Origin of the sequence: Streptomyces sp. enrichment culture (assembly GCF_964272895.1) — a bacterium.
Classification (GTDB): Bacteria; Actinomycetota; Actinomycetes; order Streptomycetales; family Streptomycetaceae; genus Streptomyces.
Map to the genome: position 1 here is coordinate 7,084,056 of NZ_OZ186832.1, position 21,239 is coordinate 7,105,294.

Consider the following 21,239-nt stretch of genomic DNA (forward strand, 5'->3'; position numbering starts at 1 on the left):
CCCGTCAGAAGGCGGTGAGGGGTGGGGAGTCTAGGACTCCAGGCGTTCGGTGTATGCCTCGGTGGGGGGATACGGGGACGGGCTGGTCATGCCCGCCGACCAGAAGCCGGTGGTGCCCGGCACGGGCGTCACGTCGTTGAGGTACGGCGCCGGTGCGGGGCCCGTGGGGCCGCGGACGATCGTCCAGCCGCCCGAGTCCCGGCGCAGATACGTACTGCTGCTCTGGTCCTGGTAGTTCCAGCCGGAGATCCAAGCGGCGCGGCCCTGGGCGTCGCCGGCGACGCCGGTCAGCGAACCGAGGGTGAAACCGGCTGCGAGCCGCGTCCACGCGCTGCCGTCCCAGTGGCACAGGGCGGGGTTGCCGGGGCGGCCCACGGGTCCGCCGACGCCCGCCTCGGTCCCCACCGCCCAGACGTCGTCCGGGCCGTCGGGGTGGAGGTCGGCGATGGTCAGCCGCAGCCCCGCGACCGGGGGCAGGACCGTCCACGCCCCGTCCCAGCGGGCGACGACTCCCGACCAGCCGCCGCCGTTCGACTGGTCGCCGCAGACCCAGACCTCGCCGGTCGGGGCCAGGACGGCCTGGTAGAGGGTGGCGCCGGCGACGGGTAGCGGGTCCAGCCACCGCCAGCGCGTTCCGTCCCCGTGCAGCAACCGGGCGGCGCCGCCTCGGCTGCCGCAGATCCACACCTGGCCGTCCGGGTCGACGGCCACCGCGTTCAGCCGGACGTCCGGCTCGCCCCGGCCCGGGAACGCGGCCTCCTGCCAGGTGGTTCCGTTCCAGCGCAGCAGCGGGCTGTTGTCGCTCGTGACAGGCAGGCCCACGCTCCAGGCGGCGGTGGCGCAGACCCCGGAGACGGCCGTCAGCCGGGTGTGCCTCAGATGCGACAGGTCGGTCTTCGTCCAGGCGCTGCCGTTCCACAGCATCGCCAGCGCGCGTCCGCCGGAGGTGCCGCCCACCTGCTCCTGGCCGACCGCCCACGCCAGCCGGGGCCCGGCGGCGCACACGCGGCGCAGCTGCGCGGGGGAGATGCTGCCGGGCGCGGGCACGGCCTGCCAGCCCTGGGCCTGCGGTGCGGGCGTGGCGGCATGGGACGCCCGCGGTGCGCCCGTGACGGCGCGGGACGCCTGCGGGCCGAGCGTGAGCCCGGAGAGCGTGCCGAGTGCCCCGGCCACGAAGTGCCTTCGTCTCACGGATGGGTCCTTCCGGATGGAGGGGCGGACAGATGGCACCACCGTGAACCCGCACACCGCGAAGCTCTAGACACGCGCGTGCCAAAAACGCCGCCGGACGTGTGGCGCGCGGCCGGTTTCACCACCCCGGCTTGCCTGAGAACGCCCTGAAACCCGCGTGAGGCGGCGGCCGGTCACGCTGGGCGGCATCACGACGACGGCGGCTCCCCGACGGGCCGCGTCCTGGGAGGGGAGCACCATGAAGGCACTGCGAGGCATCCGCCGGCACACGGCGGCCTTCGCGCGCTTCGCCGTCCTGGGCAGCGGAGTCACTTTGGCGGCGTCGGCGGCCCTGGTGGCGCTCGCCCAGTGGATGCCGTGGGCGGCGGCGAACGCCCTGACCACCGTCGCCTCCACCGTGGCCGCCACCGAGCTGCACGCCCGCGTCTCGTTCGCCCACGGTCGGCCCGGCACCGCAGGCCACCTCAAGAGCGCGGCCACCGTCGCCGCGGGCTGGCTGGTGACCACCGCCGCGGTCACCGCGCTGACCGCCCTGCGCCCCGGCGCCGGTCTCGTCCTGCAGCAGACGGTGTATCTGGCGGCCACCGCGCTCGTCGGCGTCGGCCGCTATCTCGTGCTCCGCCTGGCCGTGTTCGGCCGGCGCACCCCGCGGCCCGTCCGGGCTCTAGCCGCCGGGGTCGAGGCCGCAGGTGTCCGAGTGCGCGACGCCGTCCCGGCCCCGCAGCCGGACGGTGACCCTGCCGTCGCGGGCCTGGCTGTAGGCGACCGTGCAGATCAGCTGCCGCAGGGCCGTGCCGTTCAGGCCGCGCACGGCGATGGGCAGGTCGGCGCGGACCGGCCCGTCGTCCGGCGGGGTCTGGATCTGGACGGTCTCCCGAGTCCGCAGCGGCGGCAGGGCGGTGGTGAGGCCGACGGCGCGGTCCTCGCCCCTGGGGCCGCGGAGCAGCATCGCGACCAGCTTGTCCGTGCGGACCGCTTCGGTCTCGCCGGAACTCGACCTCGTGCCGTCGGGACCGATCGAGATATAGCTCTCGGGCGTCAGGAACACGGGGGAGAGCCGCCCGTCGGGGGACACGAAGAAGACCATGGACTCACGGCCGCCGAACGCCTCGACGGTGGCCGCGCTGCCCGCCTCGACCACCTCGGACTCGTGCACCCCGCAGCCGCCGCCCAGCAGCGCGCCCGCCGCGACGAGGACCGCGCCCGCGCGTCGGCGCCTCCGCGCACCCCTCATCCGCCGGCCTCCTCCGAGTGGAGCGGTAGCTCGACGGTGAAGACGGCGCCGCCCTCCGGCAGGTTCCCGGCACGGATCGTCCCGCCGTGCAGCCGTACGTTCTCCAGGGTGATCGCCAGCCCCAGACCGCTGCCCGCCGAGCGGGTACGGGCCGCGTCCGCCTTGTAGAAGCGGTCGAAGATGTGCGGCAGCACCTCCGGCCGGATGCCGGGGCCGCTGTCGACGACCTCGGTGACCAGCACCGGCCTGCCCGGGGAGCGGGTCTCGCGGCGCAGGCGCACGGTGACGGGCGCCCCGCCGTGCCGCAGGGCGTTGCCGACGAGGTTGGCGATCACCACGTCGAACCGGCGCGGGTCGATGCGGGCGCGGACGCCACCGGACAGCTCGGTGCGGACCCGGCCGTCGGTCCAGCGCCGGTTCTCCAGCGTCTTGCGGATCGCCTCCGCGACATCGACCTCGTCGGCGTTGAGCTCGGCGGCGCGGGCGTCGAAGCGGGAGATCTCCATCAGGTCCTCGACCAGCACGGCCAGTTTTCCCGTCTCGGCGCTGACCAGCCGTACCGCCCGGGCGGTGTCGTCGTCCAGGCGGCTCGCGTCCTCGTCGAGGACCTCGGTGACGGCGAGCATCCCGGCGAGCGGGGTGCGCAGTTCGTGCGAGACGTCGGACGCGAAACGCCGGGCCCGCGCCTCGGCCTCCCGCAACTCGCGCACCGACATCTCCAGTTGGGCCGCCGACTCGTTGAAGGTGCGGGCCAGGTCCGCCAGTTCGTCCCGGCCCCGCACCGGGATCCGGGTGTCGAACTGTCCGCTGCCCATGCTGCGGGCGGCCCGGCGCAGCTCCCGCACCGGACGCAGCACGCTGCGCGCGGCGAGCAGTCCGGGGACCAGCGCGATGGCGAGCCCGAGCAGGGCGCCGTCGCGGGCGGCCATGAGCAGCGCCTCCACGTCGACCTGCTCGTCGTTCATCCGCATCACGGCGTAGAGGACGAGTCCGCTGGGCAGCACGCCCTCGGGGCCGGTCTTGAAGACGGTGGGCATGGCGATGGTCAGATACGGGACGCCGTCCTTGACGACCCGTTCGAAGGCGCCGTTGGGGTTGGCCCGCGCGGCCCGGCGCAGCTGCGGGGTGATGACCGTGGAGACGGGGTTCTCGCCGGAGGAGGCGCGCATCGAGCCGTACTCCGCGAACACCACCCAGGGGCGCGGCTTGCCCTTGCGGGCGAGGTCCTGCAGTAGCAGCTCGATCCCTTCCTTCTGCACGGGCAGGGTCCAGCCGGTCTGCTGGATCTGCTCGCGGAACGACGAGACCGCGGTGTCCTGGGTGGTCTTCAGCAGCGCGTTGCGGGCCTCGCGGTAGGTCAGCGCGGCCGTGGTGCCCGCGCCGACGGCGGCGACCAGCAGGAAGGCCAGCACCAGCCGGGTGCGCAGCCCGAACGCCCGCGCACGGTCGCGGGGCGCCCTCCTGCCGCGGTCCCGCCTGCCGTCGCGGTCCCGCCTGCCGCCGCGGTCCCGTCTCCCACCGCGCCGCCGCCCCGCGTCCGGGCCGGTGCTCACAGCGGCCCGAAGCGGTAGCCGAAGCCCCGCAGCGTCTGGACGTAGCGGGGACTGCCCGCCTCGTCCTCGATCTTGCCGCGCAGCCGGGCGACACACGCGTCGACCAGTCGCGCGTCGGCGTGGAAGCTGTGCTCCCACACATGCTCCAGCAGCTGCTGCCGGCTGAACACCTGCTCGGGGGCGGCGGACAGATGCAGCAGCAGCTTCAGCTCGGACGGGGCGAGCGCGAGCCGCCGGCCGGCCTTGGTGACGGTCAGCCCCACCCGGTCGATCGCGAGATCGCCGTGCACCTCGACGGCCGGCCGGTCCGTGCCCTGGTGGTGCTCGATGCGGCGCAGTACGGCGCCGATCCGGGCCTCGATCACCTCCGTGCGGGCGGGCTTGACGATGTAGTCGTCGGCTCCGGCCTCCAGACCGATCACCACGTCGAAGTCGTCACCGCGCGCGGTGAGCATGATGATCGGCAGCTGGCTGTGCTCGCGGACCGTCCGGCAGACCTGGACGCCGTTCATACCGGGCAGCATCAGGTCCAGCAGCAGCAGGTCGGGGCGGAACTCGGCCAGCGCGGCGAGGCCGGCCTCCCCGGTCGCGGCCGCACGGACCTCGTGGCCGCGGCGGCGCAGACCGAGCTCGACGCCTTCGCGTACGGAAGGGTCGTCCTCGATGAGGAGCACGCGGGGCATCAGCGGTTCTCCCTCGGTGGTGGTGAGCTGCGGGTGACTCGCCGGTGTAGACCGGAGATCAGCGCGTTCAGTTCCGTCAGCCGCAGCGGACGGGCCAGCAGGGCGAAGACGAGCACGACGACGACCGCCCCGGCGGCCGCGGCGGCCAGGGCACCCGCGCGCCGAGTGCCCAGCGTCGCCAGGTACCCCAGCGCGGTGGCGGGCACGGCGGCCACCAGCAGCCGCAGCTGCGCGCCGAACGCCGACGACCGCAGCGGACGGGCGACGGCGAGCCGCCGGCTCAGCACCAGCGCGGTCACCGCCCAGCCCACGCCCAGGGCCAGCGAGTACGCCGCCGCCATGCCCGTCACCGCCCAGCGGGCGGGCAGCAGCTGCGCGGCGGCCACGGACAGGCCCGCGTTGAGGACGACGATCACCAGATTGAGCAGGAACGGCGTCCGTGTGTCGGAGAGCGCGTAGAAGGTGCGCGAGAGCACGTACTGGCCCGACATGGCGACCAGGCCCGGCGCGAACGCCATCAGGATCCCGGCCATGGCCTCCGTGTCGTCGGCGCCGGTCCTGCCGTAGCCGAAGACCAGCGCCGTCACCGGCTGGGCGAGGGCGAACAGCATGCAGGCGGCGGGCACCACGGCCGACGCGGAGGTGCGCAGGGCGTGCGAGACATCACGGCGTACGGCCGCGGTGTCCCCGTCGGTGGCGGCCGCGCTCATCCGCGGCATCAGCGCGGTCACCAGGGACACGGTGATGATGCCGTGCGGTACGGCCCACAGGGCATAGGCGTTGTTGTACGCGCTGTATCCCGGGCCCCCGTCGAGGCCCGCGGTCGTCGCCAGCCGGGTGGTGACCCAGTAGGCGGCCTGGTTGGCCAGGACCAGCAGCACCAGCCAGCCGGCCGAGCGCAGCGGGCGGGTCAGTCCGCTGCCGCGCCAGTCGAAGCGGGGCCGCCAGCGGAACCCGGCCGCGCGCAGCGCCGGGACGAGGGCGAGGGCCTGCACGGCGATACCGGCGGTCGTGCCCCACCCCAGCACGGCGGTCTCGGACGCGGTGAGTGTGTCCCCGCCGCCCAGAAAGAGGGCCAGATACAGGCCGAACACGGTCATCACGACCAGGTTGTTCAGCACCGGCGCCCACATCATCGCGCCGAACCGGCCGCGCGCGTTGAGCACCTGCCCGAGCAGCGTGAACAGGCCCAGGAAGAAGATCTGCGGCAGGCAGTAGCGGGCGAACGCGGTGGTCATGGCCGCCTGTTCGCCGCCGTAGTCGGTGTACGCGTCGACGATCGCGGGGGCCGCCCACACCGCCGTCGCGGTGATCGCCAGCAACGCGACCACGCAGACCGTGACCAGCCGGTCGGTGTACGCGGTACCGCCGTCGGCGTGCTCCTTGGCCGCCCTGACCAGCTCGGGCACGAACACGGCGTTTAGCGCGCCGCCGAGCAGCAGCATGTAGACGATGGTGGGCAGCGCGTTGCCGACCGCGTAGCCGTCGGCGGTCGGCCCGATGGTGCCCAGCGCCGCCGCGACCACCGCGGACCGGGCGAAGCCGGTCGCGCGGGAGACGATCGAACCGGCGGCCATGACGGCGGTGCCGCGCGCGGCGGAGACGGGCTTCGCAGGGGCGGCCGGGCGGGAGGTGGTCGCCCTCATCGGCGGTTCAGATACGCCTGGAAGGCGCGGTACAGCGTCTGGTTGGCGGTTCCGCCCAACGGTCTCTCCCATTCCCCCAACGTCTCGACGACCTGTCCGCCGGTGCCGAGCTTCCACCTGAGCAGTCCGTACGCACGTTCGTCAGGATCGAGAGTGGAGGGTACCCCGCGCATGTCGTAGACGTCGGCGCCGAGGGCGTGGGCGTCCAGCAGCATCCGCCACTGCAGGGCGTTGGAGGGCCGCACCTCACGACGGTGGTCGGCCGACGCGCCGGTCTGGTACCAGACCCGCCGGCCCACCGTGATCATGGTGTGCGCGGCCAGGATCTCACCGCCGTGCCGGGCGAGATACAGCTTCATCCGGCCCGGTTCCTCCGCGTTGAGCGCCGCGTACTGGCGCTCGTAGTACGCCAGCGACCGCCCCAGCCGGAAACCGTCGCGTTCCTCGGTGATCCGCAACAGCCGGTAGAACTGCGGGAGTTCGGCGGCGCTGCCGACCACCACCTCCACGCCCTCCTTCTGCGCGCGCCGCACATTTCGCCGCCACTCCTGGTTGAGCCCGGACCACAGGTCCTCGGTGGTGCGTCCGGCGAGCGGCACATGGAAGACATGACGGGGCTGTGCGTCCCCGTCGTCCCCGGTGCCGTCGCCACCGCAGCGGCGCCAGCCCCTGGCCCGCAGGCGTTCGGCGACCGCGGTGCCGAGGGGATCGACCGAGCTGGCGAGCACATCGCCCAGCCGGCGGCCGGAGCCGGTCATCGCCTTCAGGTGGGCGGCGTCCCAGCGGCGGTACGCGGGGGAGGGGCCCATCCGCACGGCGAAGGCGCCCGAGCGGCGCAGCTGGTCCAGCAGCGGGGTGAGCCAGCCGTCGAGATCCGGGTCCGTCCAGTCGGCGACGGGCCCTTCGGGCAGGTACGCGAAGTACTTGCGGGTGCCCGGCAACTGCCGCAGCAGCACCAGGGCCACGCCCCTGAGGTGGCCGGCCGCCGGATCCGGGCCCCAGCCCAGCAGTTGGGCACGCCAGCCCTCCTTGACGTCCGCCCAGGACGGGCACTGCAGAAAGCCGGCGCCCAGCGCCGCGCCGGCGGGGGACGAGAGGAATGCGCGGTACGCCTCGGGGCCGATGGGGCCGAGGGTGACCGCCTCCTTGCGGGCGGGCGGTACGAGCAGTGCTGACACGGTCCGAGCCTCTCCTTCTCCCCGGCCCTGTCGCGGGGACGCACAGGATGCTCACAGCGGCCCATGACCGCTCCGTCCGGCGAATGTGACCGGACCATGACCGTTCCTCACCAAAGGCCGTCACATTGCTCTGCGGCCTCTGACCTGCTGTTTTCCCGCCCTACAGTCGGGAGTCGTCCTCATCCCACATCTCACGGGGGTCCCGATGCACCGCATACGTGTGCTTGTCCCTGCCGTCGCCGCGGCCCTGCTGGCGCCGCTCGCCGCCTGCTCGTCGAGCACCTCGCCCACGGCCTCGGACCCGACGCCGGCCCGCAGCTCCGGCGACCGGCCCGTCGAGGTCACCGTCACTCCCGCCGGGCACCGGGCCGTGCCGGGCGAGCCGGTGACGGTCACCGCCGAGGGCGGCCGCCTCACCTCGGTGACCGTCACCGACGCCGAGGGCCACCGGCTCACCGGCAAGGCCGCCGCGGGCGGCGGGCGCTGGGTCTCGGACCGCAAGGCCGCACCCGGCACGGCGTACACGGTCACGGTCGCGACCCGCACCGAGGCCGGTACCGCCCGGACCACCAGGGCCTCCTTCACCACCATCCCGGCCGACAAGGTCAACAAGGTCGACTGGCGTCCGGGCACCGGCACCACCGTCGGCGTGGCCCAGCCCGTCTCCCTCGTCTTCGACAACCCCGTCCGCAACCGCGCCGAGGTCGAGAGGCACCTCAGGATCACCACCTCGGACGGCACCGAGGGCTCCTGGGGCTGGATCCGCGACTGGTCCGGCCGGGACCGGGTGGACTGGCGGCCGAAGACCTATTGGAAGCCCGGCACCAGGGTCACCCTGAACGCGGAACTGAACGGCACCGACTCCGGCCCCGACGGCGGCTGGTTCGTCCGCGACTACACGACGAGCTTCACCATAGGCGCACGGCAGATCGTCAAGGTCGACCTGGACCGGCACCACCTTCTGCTCGTCCGCGACGGGAAACCCGTCCGCCGCATCCCCGTCTCCGGCGGCACCCCCGGCGGCGACAAACGCTCCTGGCGCGGAACCGCCGTGCTCATGGCCAAGGAGGGCACGATCAACATGAACTCCGAGACGGTCGGCCTCGGTGACGCCTACGACAAGATGGTCGACCACTCGATGCGCCTGACCTGGTCCGGCATGTACGCCCACGCCGCCCCCTGGAACGCCCGCTACTTCGGCAACGCCAACCGCAGTTCCGGTTGCATCGGCATGAGCGACGCCGACGCGGCCTGGTTCTACGCCCAGGTACGGCCCGGCGACCCCTTCGAGATCACCGGCGCGGACACCAAGGGCGTGGTCGAACCCGGCAACGGCTTCGGGGCGTGGAACGTGCCGTGGAACGAGTGGCGGAGCAAGAGCGCACTGCGCTGAGGCCGGGGCGAGCGGGGGAGCCGAGTCGGGGCGGATTCGGCGGCCGATGCGGGGCCGCCGCCCCTCGCTCACGGGGACCGTCGATCACGGAGCCCTCCGCTCGCGTTCCTCCAGCCATTCCAGATACCGGCTGCGGAAGGTATGGCGGTTTCCCTCGGCGTCCACATACGGCTCGAAGGGCGGGTTCGTCGCACAGTCCCGGCCACGGAGCTCACCGCGGTGCGGGCCCGTCACGACGAGCCAGCCGGTCATCCCGCATCCGTTGTCACTGATGAGGATCGCCCCACGCACGCGTTCCTCGTGCCAGATCCGTTCGCCGTCCTCACCGAAGGCCGTGCAGCAAGGACGTCAGCCGGCGATCCGGTCCGGGGTCACCTGCCCCGAGCTCCGCCAGAAACGAGCGGTACTCCTCGGGCAGTACGACACCGAACTGCGCCTCCACCTCCGCTATCTGGCCAGGTGTCAGGACAGGCTCGAACACCGGCTCGGAGGACGGCCCCCGTCTGGTCGCCCGGCGCCTCGCCTCACGCGTCGTCAGTGGTCTTCCAGGCCCGACCTGTCACGACGGGGAAGTCGGGGGAGTTCCGGCGGCGCCCGTCTTACGATCTCTGGCGGAGGGGGTGGTCGCATGGCCGAGGAGAGGCGTTTCTGGGCGGGGCTCGGGGGATGGTTCGGACGGGCGGGGCGCCGCCGGGCGCAGGAGGAGCTCAGCGAGGTGGAGGCGCGGATCACCGAGTTCGGGGTCGCGCTGGACGAGCACGACTTCTCGCCGGGGGAACCGGGGGCCACGGACGCGATGCGTGCCGACCTGGGGCGGGCGCTGGACGCGTACGAGGAGGCCAAGCGGGCCTTCGTCGGCGACCGTGACCGTGAGGAGGCCCTCGATGTGCTGCGGGCGTTGGACGACGGGTGGCACGCGCTGGCGTGCCTCGACGCCCGGCGCGCGGGGCTGCCGTTGCCCCGGCGGCTGCCGTTGTGCTTCTTCGACGCCCGTCACGGCCGGGCGGTACGGGAGCTGCCCTGGGTTCCGGCGGGCGGCGCCGCCCGGAACGTCGCGGTGTGCGCCGCGTGCGGGGTGCGGCTGGAGGAGCGGCGCGGCCGGGGGGTGCCCGCGCCGCGGCAGGCGGTGGCGTCGAATGTGATCAGGCTGCCGGTGCGGTCCGCCGGCCAGGCCGGGGCGGGGGATCAGGCCGCGTCCGCCGAGCCCCGTTCCACCGGTGAGCCGCGTGCGACCGGCATGCCGGTGCGCGGGCAGGGCGGCGGAGCCGGGAAGGTACGGCTGCCTGCCGTGGGGCAGCCCGGTGTGCTGGTGTTCCGCAGCAAGTGGTCCGCGCAGCCGACGGTCGTCCTGCTGCTGCCCGGCAATCAGCGCGCCGCCTACACCCTGGGCGACGGCGTCGAGCCGTTGTACGCCCGGCTGCCGCTGCGCCGCCTGGGCAACCGCCAGACGGCCCGCTTCCAGGTGGAGTTCCGGGGCTCGGTCCAGCCGGACTGGGAGGCGTGGGCCGAACCCGCGGACGCGATACCGGAGTTCACCGCCTGTATCCACGGACGAGGCGGTGACCTCGTACGCCACACAGGATCCGGCGGTCCGGCCGTACTGCGCCACCGCGGGCGCGGCGTCGTCCGTGTCCTGGCCCTCGACGACGACCTCGCCGAGTCCGCCGAGACGGCACGGGGCAAGGGCGACACCGAGCTGTCGTTCCACCTCCCCGGACCCGGCGTGTACCAGGTGCAGTCCCGCGGCAGTTGGGTCATCGAGGTGGAGGGGGAGGCGGGGAACAGCGGCGTGACGCCACTGCGGCCCGCCTGACCCGGCTCGTCGTACCGCCGACGCGGAGACCACGGCCCGCGGGGACCTCATGAACCCGGCGCGGGCCGCGGCAACGGCTGTCAGTAGCCGACGGTGAAGCGCCGCTGCACGAAGCGGGGCAGCTCCACCTCGTCGAGCAGGGCGACGGCCGCGTCCTCCGCCGAGATGCGGCTGCGGCCGTCGGCGTCCAGCACCGGCTGGTCGCCGCCGATGCGGAAGCGGCCGGTGCGCTCGCCGGGGGCGATCTCCTCGGCGGGGCTGAAGTAGGTCCACAGGCGGTTGGAGGTGCGCAGCACGTTCAGGGCGTCGCGATGACCGCGCACCGCGGCGGCGTACTCGCGGGGCAGCCCGAGCGGGTCGAGCACGGCGTGCAGCAGCTCGTCGGAGTCGGCGCGCACGACCCCCGGTGCGATCTCCAGACTGCCCGCGCCGCCGATCACGATGAGCCGGGTGCGCGGGTGGCTCGCCAGCGCCTCGACCAGGGACCGTGCCGCCGTCGCGTAGACCGTGGGGTCGGCGACGGAGCGCCGCACGGTGTCCGCGAAGTCCCGCGCGGCGTTGCCCGGCTGGAATCCACTGATCAGGACGTCGAGGCCGGACAGGACACCGGCGACGCTCTTCGGGTCCAGGACGTCGACACTGCGCCAACCGATGTTCTCCCGCCGCTCCTCGCGCTGGGCCGGCGCGGCGTCGCGGCTGAACGCAGTGACCTGGTGGCCGCGGTCGAGGGCCTCCGTGACGACCCTGCTGCCGATGGTTCCCGTGGCCCCGATGACTCCGATGTGCATGACTCTCCCCTGCGCATGCGAAAGCGGCACGCCACCGCTGCGGTGACGCCGTAAAAAAACTATACGCCGTGAAGTTATGGCACGGCGTGTACTTTCTGCGCAGGGCTCACCGAACGCTGTAGAGTTCTGGTCGTGACAGTCACGCGAAGCACCGGCCGACGCGCACGGCTCCGCGCCGAGACCACGGCCGAGATCAAGAAGGTGGCGCTCGCCCTGATGGCCTCCGGCGGCCCGGACGCCATCACCCTGCGCGCCATCGCCCGCGAGATGGGAATGACCGCCAACGCCATCTACGGCTACTTCGCGACCCGCGACGACCTGGTCACCACGCTCATCGACGACGTCTACACGGCCCTGGCCGACGCCGTGCAGTCCGCCTGGGAGGCCGCCCCCGCCACGGACCCGGCCGCCCGCATCAGAGCCTGGGCCGAAGCCTTCCGCACCTGGGCCCTGACCCATCCCCAGGGCTTCCGCCTCGTCTACGGCGACCCGGTCCCCGGCTACCAGGCCCCCGAGGGCGGCCCCGCCCCCGACGCCGCACGCCGCGTCTGCACCGGTCTCACCGCCCTCGCGGCAGCCGCCTGGCCCCACGCCCGGCACCTCTACGACGGCAGCACCTTCGACTGGTCCGACTTCGACCCCGGCCTCCTCGCCAAGGTGCGCCCCGCCTTCCCCGACCTGCCCCCCGCCGCCGTCGCCCTCGCCCTGCGCATCTGGGGCCACCTCCACGGCCTCGTCTCCCTGGAGATCTACGGCCATATGCGCACCCAGACCACCAGCCCGGACAAGCTCTTCCAGGAGGAGATCGCCCAGCTCACCCGCACCTTGGGCATCCCCGCCGAACGCTGAACGCCCCCGGCGGGGCCGCCGGCCGGCCGGGGGTCCGCAGCCGGGCGCCCGGTGCCGGGGTGAGGTCGTGGCCCGGCACCGGGAGGGGAACGGCTACTTCTCGTCGCGGAGTTCGGCCGCCAAGGAGGTCAGCGGCTCGATCTCCTCGGTGTGACCCAGGGCTCGCAGGCGGGAGATGGCGGAGTCCAGGCGGGCGAGGGCGGGGGCGGGACGCTCCAGGTAGATGCCCTCCACGGCGCTCGCGAGGCGTACGCACTCGGCCCACTCGCCGGCGCGGTCCTGGTCCTGGCCCGGCTCGCCCACGAGGGCGGCGGCCTTCTCCAGGGCGGCGAGGGCGTCCTCGTAGCGCCCCGCGTAGGCGTTGACCCGCCCGTGCTCGTAGGCCAGGGCCGTGTCCAGGGAGCGGCCGTGGGCCTCGTACGCGGCCTCGCGGGCCTCGTCGGCGACCCGGCGGGCGTCGGCGAGGAACGCGAGGGCGCCGGGAAGGCCCTCGGACCCCTGCTGCTGGGCCTGGAGACGGGCGAGCTCCCGCAGGCAGTTGCTCAGCGGCTCGTAGCGCGGAGCCAGGGCGTGGCCGGCGAGAGCCTGGTCCGCGACCTTGCGGGCCTGCTCGAACTCCCCGGCCTCGCCGAGGAGTACGGCGGTCTCGGCGGCGATCAGCGCATGGCTGCCGGGGTCGTCCTGCCAGCCGGCCGACTCGGCCGCCAGCGCCACGTACTCCGCGGTGGCCGCCTTGCGGTCGTCCCCCGCGTGCAGCGCGCGGGCGCGCGTCAGACGCAGCTGGGCGACGAGCCGGTCGTTCAACTCCCCGGCGGCGACGGCAGGTTCGGCCAGCAGGGAGTCGAGCAGCGCGATGCAGTCCTCCACCCGGCCCAGGTCGAGGGTGAGCCGGGCGGCGTCGCTGTAGGTGCAGTACGCGTCCATCCGCCGGCCGTGGCGCAGCTCCAGTTCCGCGGAGCGCGTCAGATGCCGCAGTGCCTCGTCGGGGCGGCCCAGGCGCAGGGACGCCTCGGCCAGGTCGGCGTGGAAGCGGGCGGTGTCGACGCTGTCGGCCGGCCACTGCGCGGCCAGGCGCAGGCTCTCGGTCAGATCGGCGTGCGCGGCCTGGGCGTCATGGAGACCGAGCCGGAGCCGGCCGCGCAGCGCGAGCGCGCGGGGCAGGTGCCAGGCCGGGCCCTGCTCCCTCAACCGCTCGACGAGGGCGTCGAGTTCGGACACCGCGGTGGGCAGGTCACCCGAGAGGGCGTATGTGCTGGCCCGCATGATCAGGGCGCCGGCGAGCACCGCGGCCGGCCCGTGCTCGTCGGCGAAGGCGCGCACCAGCTCCACCTCGGCGAGCACCGGCGCGACATGCTCCTCGCTGCCCGACGTCTGCAGCCGCAGACCGAGCGCCGACGCCCGCAGCCGCAGCAGACGCGCCTCCTGGTGCGGGGCGAGCCCGGACGCCTCCTCGTGCAGCCGGACCAGGGACGCGTGGGCGGCGGTGAGCGCGGCCGCCTTCACCTCGTCGGCATCCGGCCCGGCGTCCTGGCCCGCGGGCCCCTCCGCCTCGCGCCCGGCCGCCTCCGCGGCCGCCAGCAGCGCCCGGCCGCGGGCCAGCGCCGCGTGCCCCGGCAGCCCGGCGTCCTCGTACAGGCCCGCGGCCTCCTCGTGGAGCGCGGCGGCCTCGGCGTACTCGTCCCGCTCGTCCGCACTGTTCGCCTCGTCGGTCAGCAGATCCGCGCGCAGCCGGACCACCGGGCCCACGGCCGGATCGTCGGGGTGGGTGTAGCCGGGCGCGGCGACGAGCGTGCGCAGCCGCGCCCAGCAGACGGCCGCGTCCGGGTGCCCCTGCTCCTCCAGCTCCCGCGCCCGCAGGATGAGGTCGGGCACCGCGTCGGGCACCTCGGTGACCGCGGGCCCGGCAGGCGCGGCGGCCGGTGCCGTGTCCTCCAGGCTGCGGCTGCGCAGGGTCAGCTCCAGCGCGTCCAGGAGCGGGGCACGGTCGAGGCGGGCCCTGCGGTGGTCCGCGTGGGCCGTGGTGCCGTTGCGGGCGTCGAAGCGTGTGGCGAGGTCGTCGGCGCGTCCACGCACCTCGGCGCGCAGTGCCGACACCGTCCAGGCGCGGCCCGCGAACCCGGCCGCGGGCAGCTCGCCGTGCCCGAGGAGTTCGACGCGCTGGAGGAGGACCTCCACGCCGGTGAGGAAGCCGAGCAGGTCCAGCGGCGAGTCGACCTCGTCGAACAGGGTGCGGTTCTCCGCCAGCAGTTCCAGGCCGCGCGCCTCGTTCCCGGTCAGCGCGCAGAACTCCAGGTGCCGTCCGACCTCGGCGGACATCGAGGGGTTGCGGCGGCAGGCGCGGTAGCCGGCGAGGTGCAGTGCGCGGGCCCGGTCGGTGCGGCCGGTGCGCAGCAGCGGCAGCAGCGCGTACGAGATGGACCGGGCCGGCTCCTCCTGGCAGGACTCCTGCCCGGCCAGCACCGGCTCCCAGGTGCGCAGCGCCCGCTCGTCGTCGCCCGCGGCGAGGTGGTGGCGGGCGCGGTCGCAGATCTCGCACGCCTCGCAGTCGCTGAGCCGGGTACGGGCGCGGCCCGCCCACAGCTCGTAGGCGAGCGCGGTGTCCTCCCCGACGTGCGCGGCGAGCCGGTACGCCTGCCCGTAGTACGGCTGCAGGCCCAGCCCCGCCTTCTCGTACCGGTCGCGCATCTCCGTCAGCCACTGGCGCAGGCTGGTCAGCGGTATCTCGGGCAGCTGGACGAGCGCGTTCGCCACCCACTTGAACCGCCAGAACAGGGTGTGGCGCAGACGCTCGTCGAAGAGGTCGGGCTGCTCGTCGAAGAGGGTCAGCAGCCGGGCGAAGACGACGGGCGACTTCCGGGGCTCGGAGCCGTAGGTGTATGCCTCCTGGAGTTCGAGGAGCGCGTCCACCAGCGGGACGGGCTCGGCGAACTGCTCGGCGGCGTCGACGAGTTCCTCGGCGGTGACGGTGCGGGTGCGGCCGTAGGGGCGCCGGTGGTTCTCCCGGAGCGCCTCGTACAGCTCGTCGGTGGTCTGGGGTGCGATCGGCATCGTCAGCTGTCCTTGCGGAGGGCGTGGGCGAGAAGGTCGAGGAACGAGCGGTTGATGAGGCTCGACTCGGCGGGCCTGAGCGGGCGCCGGGACAGCATCACGGCCTGCCCGTAGAGGGCTTCGGCGCTGGTGCGGGCCAGCTCCGGCTCGTCGATGGCGACGGCGGTGCGCACCAGCGGATTGAGCTGGTTGAGGATGAGCTGCGCCCGCGGGGCCTCCTGGCGCAGCGCGCCCAGGATGTCGCCCCACAGGCCGCCCTCCTGCTCACGGTCCAGCTGGGAGCGGGTGCGCTCGTGCCGGGCCTCACGGCTGTCGACGAGCAGGGCGGGCGCCGAGGCGGGCTGGAAGGTGCGCAGCGCCACGTCGACGTCGAAGACGGCCAGCGCGTCACGGGCCTGGGCGAGGTAGGCCGCGGCGGCCAGTTCCGTCTCCCGGTCCACGGGGTCGAGGTGCGCGGTGAGGGTCGCCGGGTCGAGGTCGGCGACGCTGACCTCGGGCCTGATCTCGGGCAGCCGGTGGACCAGTTCACGGTCGTAGGTGTAGCCGCCGTTCACCACGCCCAGCCCGGCCGCCGAGGCGATCGACGCGACCTGCCGGAACTCCTCCACGCTCGACGTCACCAGCACGGTCCGGTGGGTGCGCGCGAACTCGTCGAGCGTGCAGTGCCCGTCGGTGGTCTCGAACGGCAGCCACGGCAGCAGCATCCGCAGGATCTCGTCGTCGTGCACGGCGAGCGACTTCACGGCCAGGTGGTGGACCTGGAGGAAGCGGGCCAGCAGGTCGGGATCGCTGGCCGCGGCCCGGGCGATCCAGGCGCGCAGCCGCTCGGCGAGCGCGTCGCGGACGGCGGCGAGCGTGTCGTCCTCGTACAGGGACTCGCGGGACGCGGTGGGGCGCAGGCTCTCGGCGTCGACGACACAGCGCACGAAGAACGCCCACTCGGGCAGGATCTCCTCGGCCTGCTCGGACAGCAGCATGCCCTTGACGTGCACGCGGTGCCCGTGGCGGCGCCCGGCAGGCACCGACTCGGGCAGCACACAGGCGATGCCCCTCAGGCCCACGGCCGGCAGATCCAGCTCGATGGTGTCCAGCGGTGCGAACCCGAAGACCTCCTCGCCGTACGCGGCCAGCGCACGCGCCCGCGCTCCGGGCGTGGGATACGTACGCGACCAGGGCGCCGCCTGCGGATTGACGGCCACGCCCGCGCCGCCCGTGCCGTCGTCGAAGGTCACCGGGTGCCGCAGCAGCGAACCGAAGTGCCGGGCCAGCGCGTGCACCTGGGCCGGCCGGGTCCACTCGGCGGCGTCGGCGCGCGGGGTCAGGGTGACGGTGGTGCCGGGGCGGGGGCGGGCCGACGCGGGCAGCGTACGGACGGTGTAGCTGCCGTCGCCCCGGCCCCGCCACTCCACGGCGGGCGCGTCGGGGGTGCGGGCGGAGCGGCTGAGGACATGGATCTCGTCCGCGACCAGGAAGCAGGAGAGCAGACCGATCCCGAACTGCCCGATGAAGTCACCGCGCTGCTCGGCGATCCGCTCGGCGCGCTTGCTGCTGCGCCCGATGGTGGCGAGGAAGGTGTGCACATCGGCCTCGGTGAGACCGACGCCGTCGTCCTCCACACGGACCGCCACGCCGTCGGCGTACAGCCGGATGCCGAACGAGCCCTCGGGCGCGGCCGGTTCGAGCGTGTGCCGGGCGGTGAGCGCGTCCACCGCGTTCTGCAGCAGTTCGCGCAGGTAGACGCGGGGGCTGGAGTAGAGGTGGTGGGAGAGGAGATCGACGAGGCCGCGCAGGTCCACCTGGAAGGTGCGGTCGGCGGCTGGGCTCTCGGGCAGGGTCATCGGGCAGTCCGAAGTGAGGCGGGAGGACGGTGGGGTGGGGTGAGGGGGGCCAGGGCGCGGTGGCGCCACGGAGGGTGGGGCCGGGGCCGCGGTGAGGCCGGGACGGCGGTGGGGTGCCGGGCGCGCGGCCCGGTCAGGCGCGCCGGTGGCGGCGGGCGAACTGCTTCTCCGGCTCCGCGAAGTAGGTCCACGGCCAGCTGGTGTAGGCGCCGTCGAGCGCCTGGAAGACGCGCCCGACGGTGTGCCGTTCACCGGCCAGCGACAGGGCCATGGCGAACATGTTGAAGTCCTGCTGCCAGCCCGGCCGGCGCACATACGCGGGGTGCAGGATGCTGTGGTCGGCGGCGGCACGCAGCTCGGCCTGGACCGCCGGGCTCTCGATGGCGTCCCCGCGCTCGGACTCGACCCACTCCTCGATGTAGGCCATGGCGAGCACACAGCCGAGGCGGTGGCCCTGCGGGGCACGGGCCAGCGCCTCGCGGGCGAACGCCAGGGCCTGTCCCGGCTCCCCGCCCCACCGCGGCTGCAACTGCGACAGCCACTCGACATGGGTCTCCAGGTCCAGCGGATCACGGCGCAGGGCGGCGTCGAACCGGGCCTCGTTCACGGCGGAGCCCAGCGACATACCGCGGCCGGAGGTGAGCAGCCGGCGCCATGGAGTGACCCACTCCGGCCGCAGCTCGGCAGCCTCCAGCAACTGCTCCTCGGCGATGCGCAGCCGCTCGTGGAAGACGCGCCACTGCTCCTCGGTGACCTGGGTGGCACGGGCGGCGGTACGGGCCTCCCAGCCCCAGCTGACATGGCGCGTCCCCGATATCAGCAGCGCGGTCGCCCGGTGCTCCTTGTCCTCCTCGACGGCCCGGCCGATCCAGTCCTGAAGGCCGTCCAGTTCGGCCAGCTCACCGAGGACCTGGTGGTCGCGGCCGAGGTCGAAGGGGACCAGCGTCGCCTTGACCGCCTCCCAGTCACCCGCCTGCGCGGCCTCCACCAGCGCCAGCACCCGCGTGTCCCCGAGCGCGCGCAGCTCGTACATCCCGCTCTTGTGCCGACGCGGCACGGGAAGGGCGTACGGATCCGCCGCGGGTCTCTCCCCGCCCTTGCCGAAGAACCTGCCGAACACGCCGCGCCCTCCCTGGTCCCGCTCGATCGTCCGTGCAGCATAAGCGGCCCCACCGACAACCCTTCACCGGGTTTTCACCACCGCCCGGCAGCCCGGCCCGGGTTGCGCGCTCTCGCCCGTTTCGTACGTCCGGCGGCCGACGACGCCGACCCGCGGGGGCGTCGGCGCGGGCCCGCACCCGCCACCGCGCCGCGACGGAACGCGCGGGGCCGGGAACCGGACCGTGCCCGCCGCCGACTCCTGAAGCGGTACGGCGCGCATCCGATCGACGCCGTACGACGTGATCTGGAGAACCGGTGATGGACGAGTCCGAGCAGCTCTCCGCCGGCGCCGGCGGGGCGCCCCGGAAGCTGGTGCCCCCTCCCGCGCTGTGCGCCTTCCTGCTGTTGCTGGCACTGCTGTTCGCGGTGTCGTTCGCCGTCGGGAGCGCCGCCGGCCCCGTCGCGCCCGGCATGCGACCCCCGGCCGATACCACGGGCGGCGGGGGAGACGGGGAAGACCCGCACGGCGGCATGCGGATGCACGGGAGCGGACACTGATGGGCCCCGAAGCGGTGGTCGCCCTCGTGACGACCGATCTCACCGTCGGCGGCATGACCTGCGCGGCCTGCGTCCGGCGCGTCGAGAAGAAGCTCGGCAGGCTGGACGGTGTCACGGCGAGCGTCAACCTGGCCACCGGGCGGGCCAGGGTGAGCCATCCGCCTCACATCGACCCGCGGGAACTCGTCGAGGCGGTGCGGAGCGCCGGATACACCGCCGCTCTCCCCGAACCGCCCCGGCAGGAGGACCCCGGCGAGACCCACCGGGAGGGGAATCGGGAGGGGAGTCGGGAGGAGGACCCCGACGCCTCCGACGAGGCCCGCCGGGAGCGGCACCGGCTGCTGGTGACGGCGCTGCTCGCGCTGCCCGTGCTGGTCCTGTCGATGGTCCCGGCGCTGCAGTTCCGCAACTGGCAGTGGCTGTGCTTCGTCCTGTCCGCCCCGGTGGCCGTGTGGAGCGCCTGGCCGTTCCACGTCCGGGCGGTGCGCGGCCTGCGGCACACGGCGGCCACCATGGACACGCTGGTGTCGCTGGGCGTGGCGGCGTCGTTCTCCTGGTCGGTGTACGCCCTGTTCCTCGGCGGCGCCGGTGACCCGGGGATGCGGATGCCGTTCACTTTGGTGCCCTCCGTCCCGGACGGCGTCGCTCACGTCTATCTCGAAGCCGCCGTGGGAGTACCGCTGTTCGTCCTGGCGGGCCGGTTCCTGGAGGCGAGGGCCCGGCAGGGGACGGGCGCGGCCCTGCGCTCGCTCGCCCGACTGACGGTCAGGGAGGTGTCCGTACGGTTCGGGGACGTCGAACGGGCCGTCCCCATCGAGGAGTTGGACGTCGGGCAGATCTTCGTGGTGCGTCCGGGGGAGCGGGTGGCCACGGACGGGCAGGTCGTGGAGGGTAGTTCGGCGGTGGATCTCTCCCTGGTCACCGGGGAGAACGAACCGGTCGAGGTGCGGCCCGGCTCGGCGGTGGTCGGCGGCGCCGTGAACGCCGGCGGACTGCTGCTGGTGCGCGCCACCGCGGTCGGCGCGGACACCCGGCTCGCCCGGATCACCCGGCTGGTGACCGAGGCACAGGCCGGGAAGGCGAAGGCGCAGCGGCTGGCCGACTCGGTGGCGGGTGTCTTCGTGCCCGTCGTGCTGGCGCTGGCGGTCACCACGCTCGGGTTCTGGCTCGGGGCGGGCGCCGATCCGCAGGCCGCCGTCACCGCGTGCGTGGCCGTGCTCGTCGTGGCCTGTCCGTGCGCGCTGGGCCTGGCGACACCGACCGCGCTGATGGCCGCCACCGGCCGGGGCGCCCAGCTCGGTGTGCTGGTCGGCGGCCCGCGGGCGCTGGAAGGGCTGCGCCACCTCGACACGGTCGTCCTCGACAAGACCGGCACGCTCACCTCGGGGCGGATGACCGTCGCCCGGATCCGGGCCGTGCCCGGCGGGCTCGGCGAGGAGGCGGTGGTACGCATGGCGGGCGCGGTCGAGCAGGGCTCGGAGCATCCGCTGGGGCGGGCCGTCACGGCGTACGCCCGAGGCGGGGCCAGCCCGCTGCCCGAGGTCACGGACTTCCGCGCGGAGGCCGGACGCGGCGTGCGCGGTCGCGTCGAGGGCCGCCTCGTCGAGGTCGTGGCACCGGACGGCGACCTGCCGCCCGCCCTGGCCCCCGACGAGACGTCCGCGCACACCTGCGTCCTGGTACGGGTCGACGGCGCGGCCGAGGCGCTGATCGAGGTCGGGGACGCCGTACGACCCGGCAGTTACCGTGCCGTGGACCGGCTGCGGCGGCTCGGCGTACGGCCGGTCCTCGCCACCGGCGACCGGGAGGCACCCGCCCGTGCCGTCGCCGGGGCCCTGGGCATCGAGGAGGTGCACGCCCGCCGCACCCCCGAGGACAAGGCGGCCCTCGTGCGCGGCCTGCGCGAGCAGGGGCAGCGGGTCGCCGTCGTCGGCGACGGTGTCAACGACGCGGCGGCACTGGCCGGCGCCGACCTCGGCATCGCCATGGGCGGCGGCACCGACGTCGCCATCGGCGCCGCCGACGTGACCCTCGTGCGCGCGGACATCGACGCCCTGGCCGACGCGGTCCTCCTCGCCCGGCGCACCCTGGGCACGATCCGGGCCAACCTCGTGTGGGCCTTCGGATACAACGCCGTGACCCTGCCGCTCGCCATGGCCGAGCTGCTGAGCCCGATGCTCGCCGCGGCGGCGATGTCGGTCAGCTCCCTGCTGGTGGTCGGCAACAGCCTGCGGCTGCGCGCCTGGCAGCCCTCGCCCGGCCGCAGGCCCACCGCCCGGCAGCCCTCGCCGTCCCGGAGGCGCACCCGATGACCCGCCGTGCCGGTGGCGCACCCGATGACCACGACCGCCGGGAGGGGCACCGGA

General features: G+C 74.2%; 17 protein-coding genes. 5 read left to right on the forward strand and 12 right to left on the reverse strand.

What is annotated here, in order from left to right; translation table 11 throughout:
• Positions 1-30: 30 nt before the first annotated feature.
• The 6 genes from ACSU6M_RS31645 to ACSU6M_RS31670 all read right to left on the reverse strand — a co-directional run bounded on the left by ACSU6M_RS31645 (position 31) and on the right by ACSU6M_RS31670 (position 7,485).
• Positions 31-1,191 (reverse strand): hypothetical protein, encoded by a 1,161-nt coding sequence (locus tag ACSU6M_RS31645; RefSeq protein WP_437074384.1) that lies wholly within the window; start codon positions 1,189-1,191, stop codon positions 31-33.
• Positions 1,192-1,855: 664 nt separating this feature from the next.
• Positions 1,856-2,425: a hypothetical protein gene (locus tag ACSU6M_RS31650; RefSeq protein WP_437074386.1), complete on the reverse strand. Its 570-nt coding sequence runs from the start codon at positions 2,423-2,425 to the stop codon at positions 1,856-1,858.
• Complete coding sequence (locus ACSU6M_RS31655) at positions 2,422-3,978, reverse strand: ATP-binding protein (RefSeq protein WP_437074388.1); 1,557 nt, start codon at positions 3,976-3,978, stop codon at positions 2,422-2,424. The genes ACSU6M_RS31650 and ACSU6M_RS31655 overlap by 4 nt, the downstream gene beginning before the upstream one ends.
• A complete protein-coding gene (locus tag ACSU6M_RS31660; protein WP_437074389.1) occupies positions 3,975-4,661 on the reverse strand; it encodes a response regulator in 687 nt (228 codons plus the stop codon). The genes ACSU6M_RS31655 and ACSU6M_RS31660 overlap by 4 nt, the downstream gene beginning before the upstream one ends.
• A complete protein-coding gene (gene murJ / locus ACSU6M_RS31665) occupies positions 4,661-6,307 on the reverse strand; it encodes a murein biosynthesis integral membrane protein MurJ (protein ID WP_437074390.1) in 1,647 nt (548 codons plus the stop codon). Before murJ ends, ACSU6M_RS31660 begins: the two co-directional genes overlap by 1 nt.
• The gene (locus ACSU6M_RS31670) at positions 6,304-7,485 is read right to left on the reverse strand and encodes a lipid II:glycine glycyltransferase FemX (RefSeq protein ID WP_437074392.1); all 1,182 of its coding nucleotides are present in this window, start codon (positions 7,483-7,485) and stop codon (positions 6,304-6,306) included. The genes murJ and ACSU6M_RS31670 overlap by 4 nt, the downstream gene beginning before the upstream one ends.
• Positions 7,486-7,690: 205 nt before the next feature.
• On the opposite strand from ACSU6M_RS31670, the gene ACSU6M_RS31675 reads away from it, so the two are divergent.
• Positions 7,691-8,878 carry an Ig-like domain-containing protein gene (locus ACSU6M_RS31675; protein WP_437074394.1) on the forward strand — a complete coding sequence of 396 codons (1,188 nt, stop codon included), beginning with the start codon at positions 7,691-7,693 and terminating at the stop codon, positions 8,876-8,878.
• An 84-nt stretch (positions 8,879-8,962) separates the two neighbouring features.
• Here the strand turns inward: ACSU6M_RS31675 and ACSU6M_RS31680 are convergent, their stop codons facing one another.
• Positions 8,963-9,130 (reverse strand): hypothetical protein, encoded by a 168-nt coding sequence (locus ACSU6M_RS31680; protein ID WP_437074395.1) that lies wholly within the window; start codon positions 9,128-9,130, stop codon positions 8,963-8,965.
• A gap of 70 nt (positions 9,131-9,200) precedes the next feature.
• Positions 9,201-9,359, reverse strand: a complete 159-nt coding sequence (locus ACSU6M_RS31685; protein ID WP_437074397.1) for an SMI1/KNR4 family protein — start codon at positions 9,357-9,359, stop codon at positions 9,201-9,203.
• 147 nt (positions 9,360-9,506) lie between these two features.
• On the opposite strand from ACSU6M_RS31685, the gene ACSU6M_RS31690 reads away from it, so the two are divergent.
• Positions 9,507-10,691 carry a hypothetical protein gene (locus ACSU6M_RS31690; protein WP_437074399.1) on the forward strand — a complete coding sequence of 395 codons (1,185 nt, stop codon included), beginning with the start codon at positions 9,507-9,509 and terminating at the stop codon, positions 10,689-10,691.
• A gap of 80 nt (positions 10,692-10,771) precedes the next feature.
• On the opposite strand, the gene ACSU6M_RS31695 is transcribed toward ACSU6M_RS31690, so the two are convergent.
• The gene (locus ACSU6M_RS31695; RefSeq protein WP_437074400.1) at positions 10,772-11,479 is read right to left on the reverse strand and encodes an NAD(P)-dependent oxidoreductase; all 708 of its coding nucleotides are present in this window, start codon (positions 11,477-11,479) and stop codon (positions 10,772-10,774) included.
• A gap of 132 nt (positions 11,480-11,611) precedes the next feature.
• Here ACSU6M_RS31695 and ACSU6M_RS31700 point away from each other — a divergent pair, with 132 nt between their 5' ends.
• A complete protein-coding gene (locus tag ACSU6M_RS31700) occupies positions 11,612-12,328 on the forward strand; it encodes a TetR/AcrR family transcriptional regulator (protein ID WP_437074402.1) in 717 nt (238 codons plus the stop codon).
• A gap of 93 nt (positions 12,329-12,421) precedes the next feature.
• Here ACSU6M_RS31700 and ACSU6M_RS31705 read toward each other — a convergent pair whose 3' ends face one another.
• The 3 genes from ACSU6M_RS31705 to ACSU6M_RS31715 form a co-directional block, all read right to left on the reverse strand.
• Positions 12,422-15,376: a hypothetical protein gene (locus ACSU6M_RS31705; RefSeq protein WP_437074403.1), complete on the reverse strand. Its 2,955-nt coding sequence runs from the start codon at positions 15,374-15,376 to the stop codon at positions 12,422-12,424.
• Between the two features lie 2 nt (positions 15,377-15,378).
• Positions 15,379-17,214 carry an HSP90 family protein gene (locus tag ACSU6M_RS31710; protein ID WP_437074405.1) on the reverse strand — a complete coding sequence of 612 codons (1,836 nt, stop codon included), beginning with the start codon at positions 17,212-17,214 and terminating at the stop codon, positions 15,379-15,381.
• A gap of 133 nt (positions 17,215-17,347) precedes the next feature.
• Positions 17,348-18,334: a hypothetical protein gene (locus tag ACSU6M_RS31715; protein WP_437074407.1), complete on the reverse strand. Its 987-nt coding sequence runs from the start codon at positions 18,332-18,334 to the stop codon at positions 17,348-17,350.
• A 299-nt stretch (positions 18,335-18,633) separates the two neighbouring features.
• On the opposite strand from ACSU6M_RS31715, the gene ACSU6M_RS31720 reads away from it, so the two are divergent.
• A complete protein-coding gene (locus tag ACSU6M_RS31720; protein ID WP_437074409.1) occupies positions 18,634-18,873 on the forward strand; it encodes a hypothetical protein in 240 nt (79 codons plus the stop codon).
• Positions 18,873-21,185 carry a heavy metal translocating P-type ATPase gene (locus tag ACSU6M_RS31725; RefSeq protein WP_437074411.1) on the forward strand — a complete coding sequence of 771 codons (2,313 nt, stop codon included), beginning with the start codon at positions 18,873-18,875 and terminating at the stop codon, positions 21,183-21,185. The genes ACSU6M_RS31720 and ACSU6M_RS31725 overlap by 1 nt, the downstream gene beginning before the upstream one ends.
• The last annotated feature ends 54 nt before the right edge of the window (positions 21,186-21,239 follow it).

Coding starts and splice junctions, on each gene's coding strand:
- ACSU6M_RS31650 (WP_437074386.1), bottom strand. CDS start 2,425: ATGAGGGGTGCGCGGAGGCGCCGACGCGCGGGCGCGGTCCTCGTCGCG.
- ACSU6M_RS31660 (WP_437074389.1), bottom strand. CDS start 4,661: ATGCCCCGCGTGCTCCTCATCGAGGACGACCCTTCCGTACGCGAAGGC.
- murJ (WP_437074390.1), bottom strand. CDS start 6,307: ATGAGGGCGACCACCTCCCGCCCGGCCGCCCCTGCGAAGCCCGTCTCC.
- ACSU6M_RS31675 (WP_437074394.1), top strand. CDS start 7,691: ATGCACCGCATACGTGTGCTTGTCCCTGCCGTCGCCGCGGCCCTGCTG.
- ACSU6M_RS31680 (WP_437074395.1), bottom strand. CDS start 9,130: ATGACCGGCTGGCTCGTCGTGACGGGCCCGCACCGCGGTGAGCTCCGT.
- ACSU6M_RS31690 (WP_437074399.1), top strand. CDS start 9,507: ATGGCCGAGGAGAGGCGTTTCTGGGCGGGGCTCGGGGGATGGTTCGGA.
- ACSU6M_RS31695 (WP_437074400.1), bottom strand. CDS start 11,479: ATGCACATCGGAGTCATCGGGGCCACGGGAACCATCGGCAGCAGGGTC.
- ACSU6M_RS31705 (WP_437074403.1), bottom strand. CDS start 15,376: ATGCCGATCGCACCCCAGACCACCGACGAGCTGTACGAGGCGCTCCGG.
- ACSU6M_RS31710 (WP_437074405.1), bottom strand. CDS start 17,214: ATGACCCTGCCCGAGAGCCCAGCCGCCGACCGCACCTTCCAGGTGGAC.
- ACSU6M_RS31720 (WP_437074409.1), top strand. CDS start 18,634: ATGGACGAGTCCGAGCAGCTCTCCGCCGGCGCCGGCGGGGCGCCCCGG.
- ACSU6M_RS31725 (WP_437074411.1), top strand. CDS start 18,873: ATGGGCCCCGAAGCGGTGGTCGCCCTCGTGACGACCGATCTCACCGTC.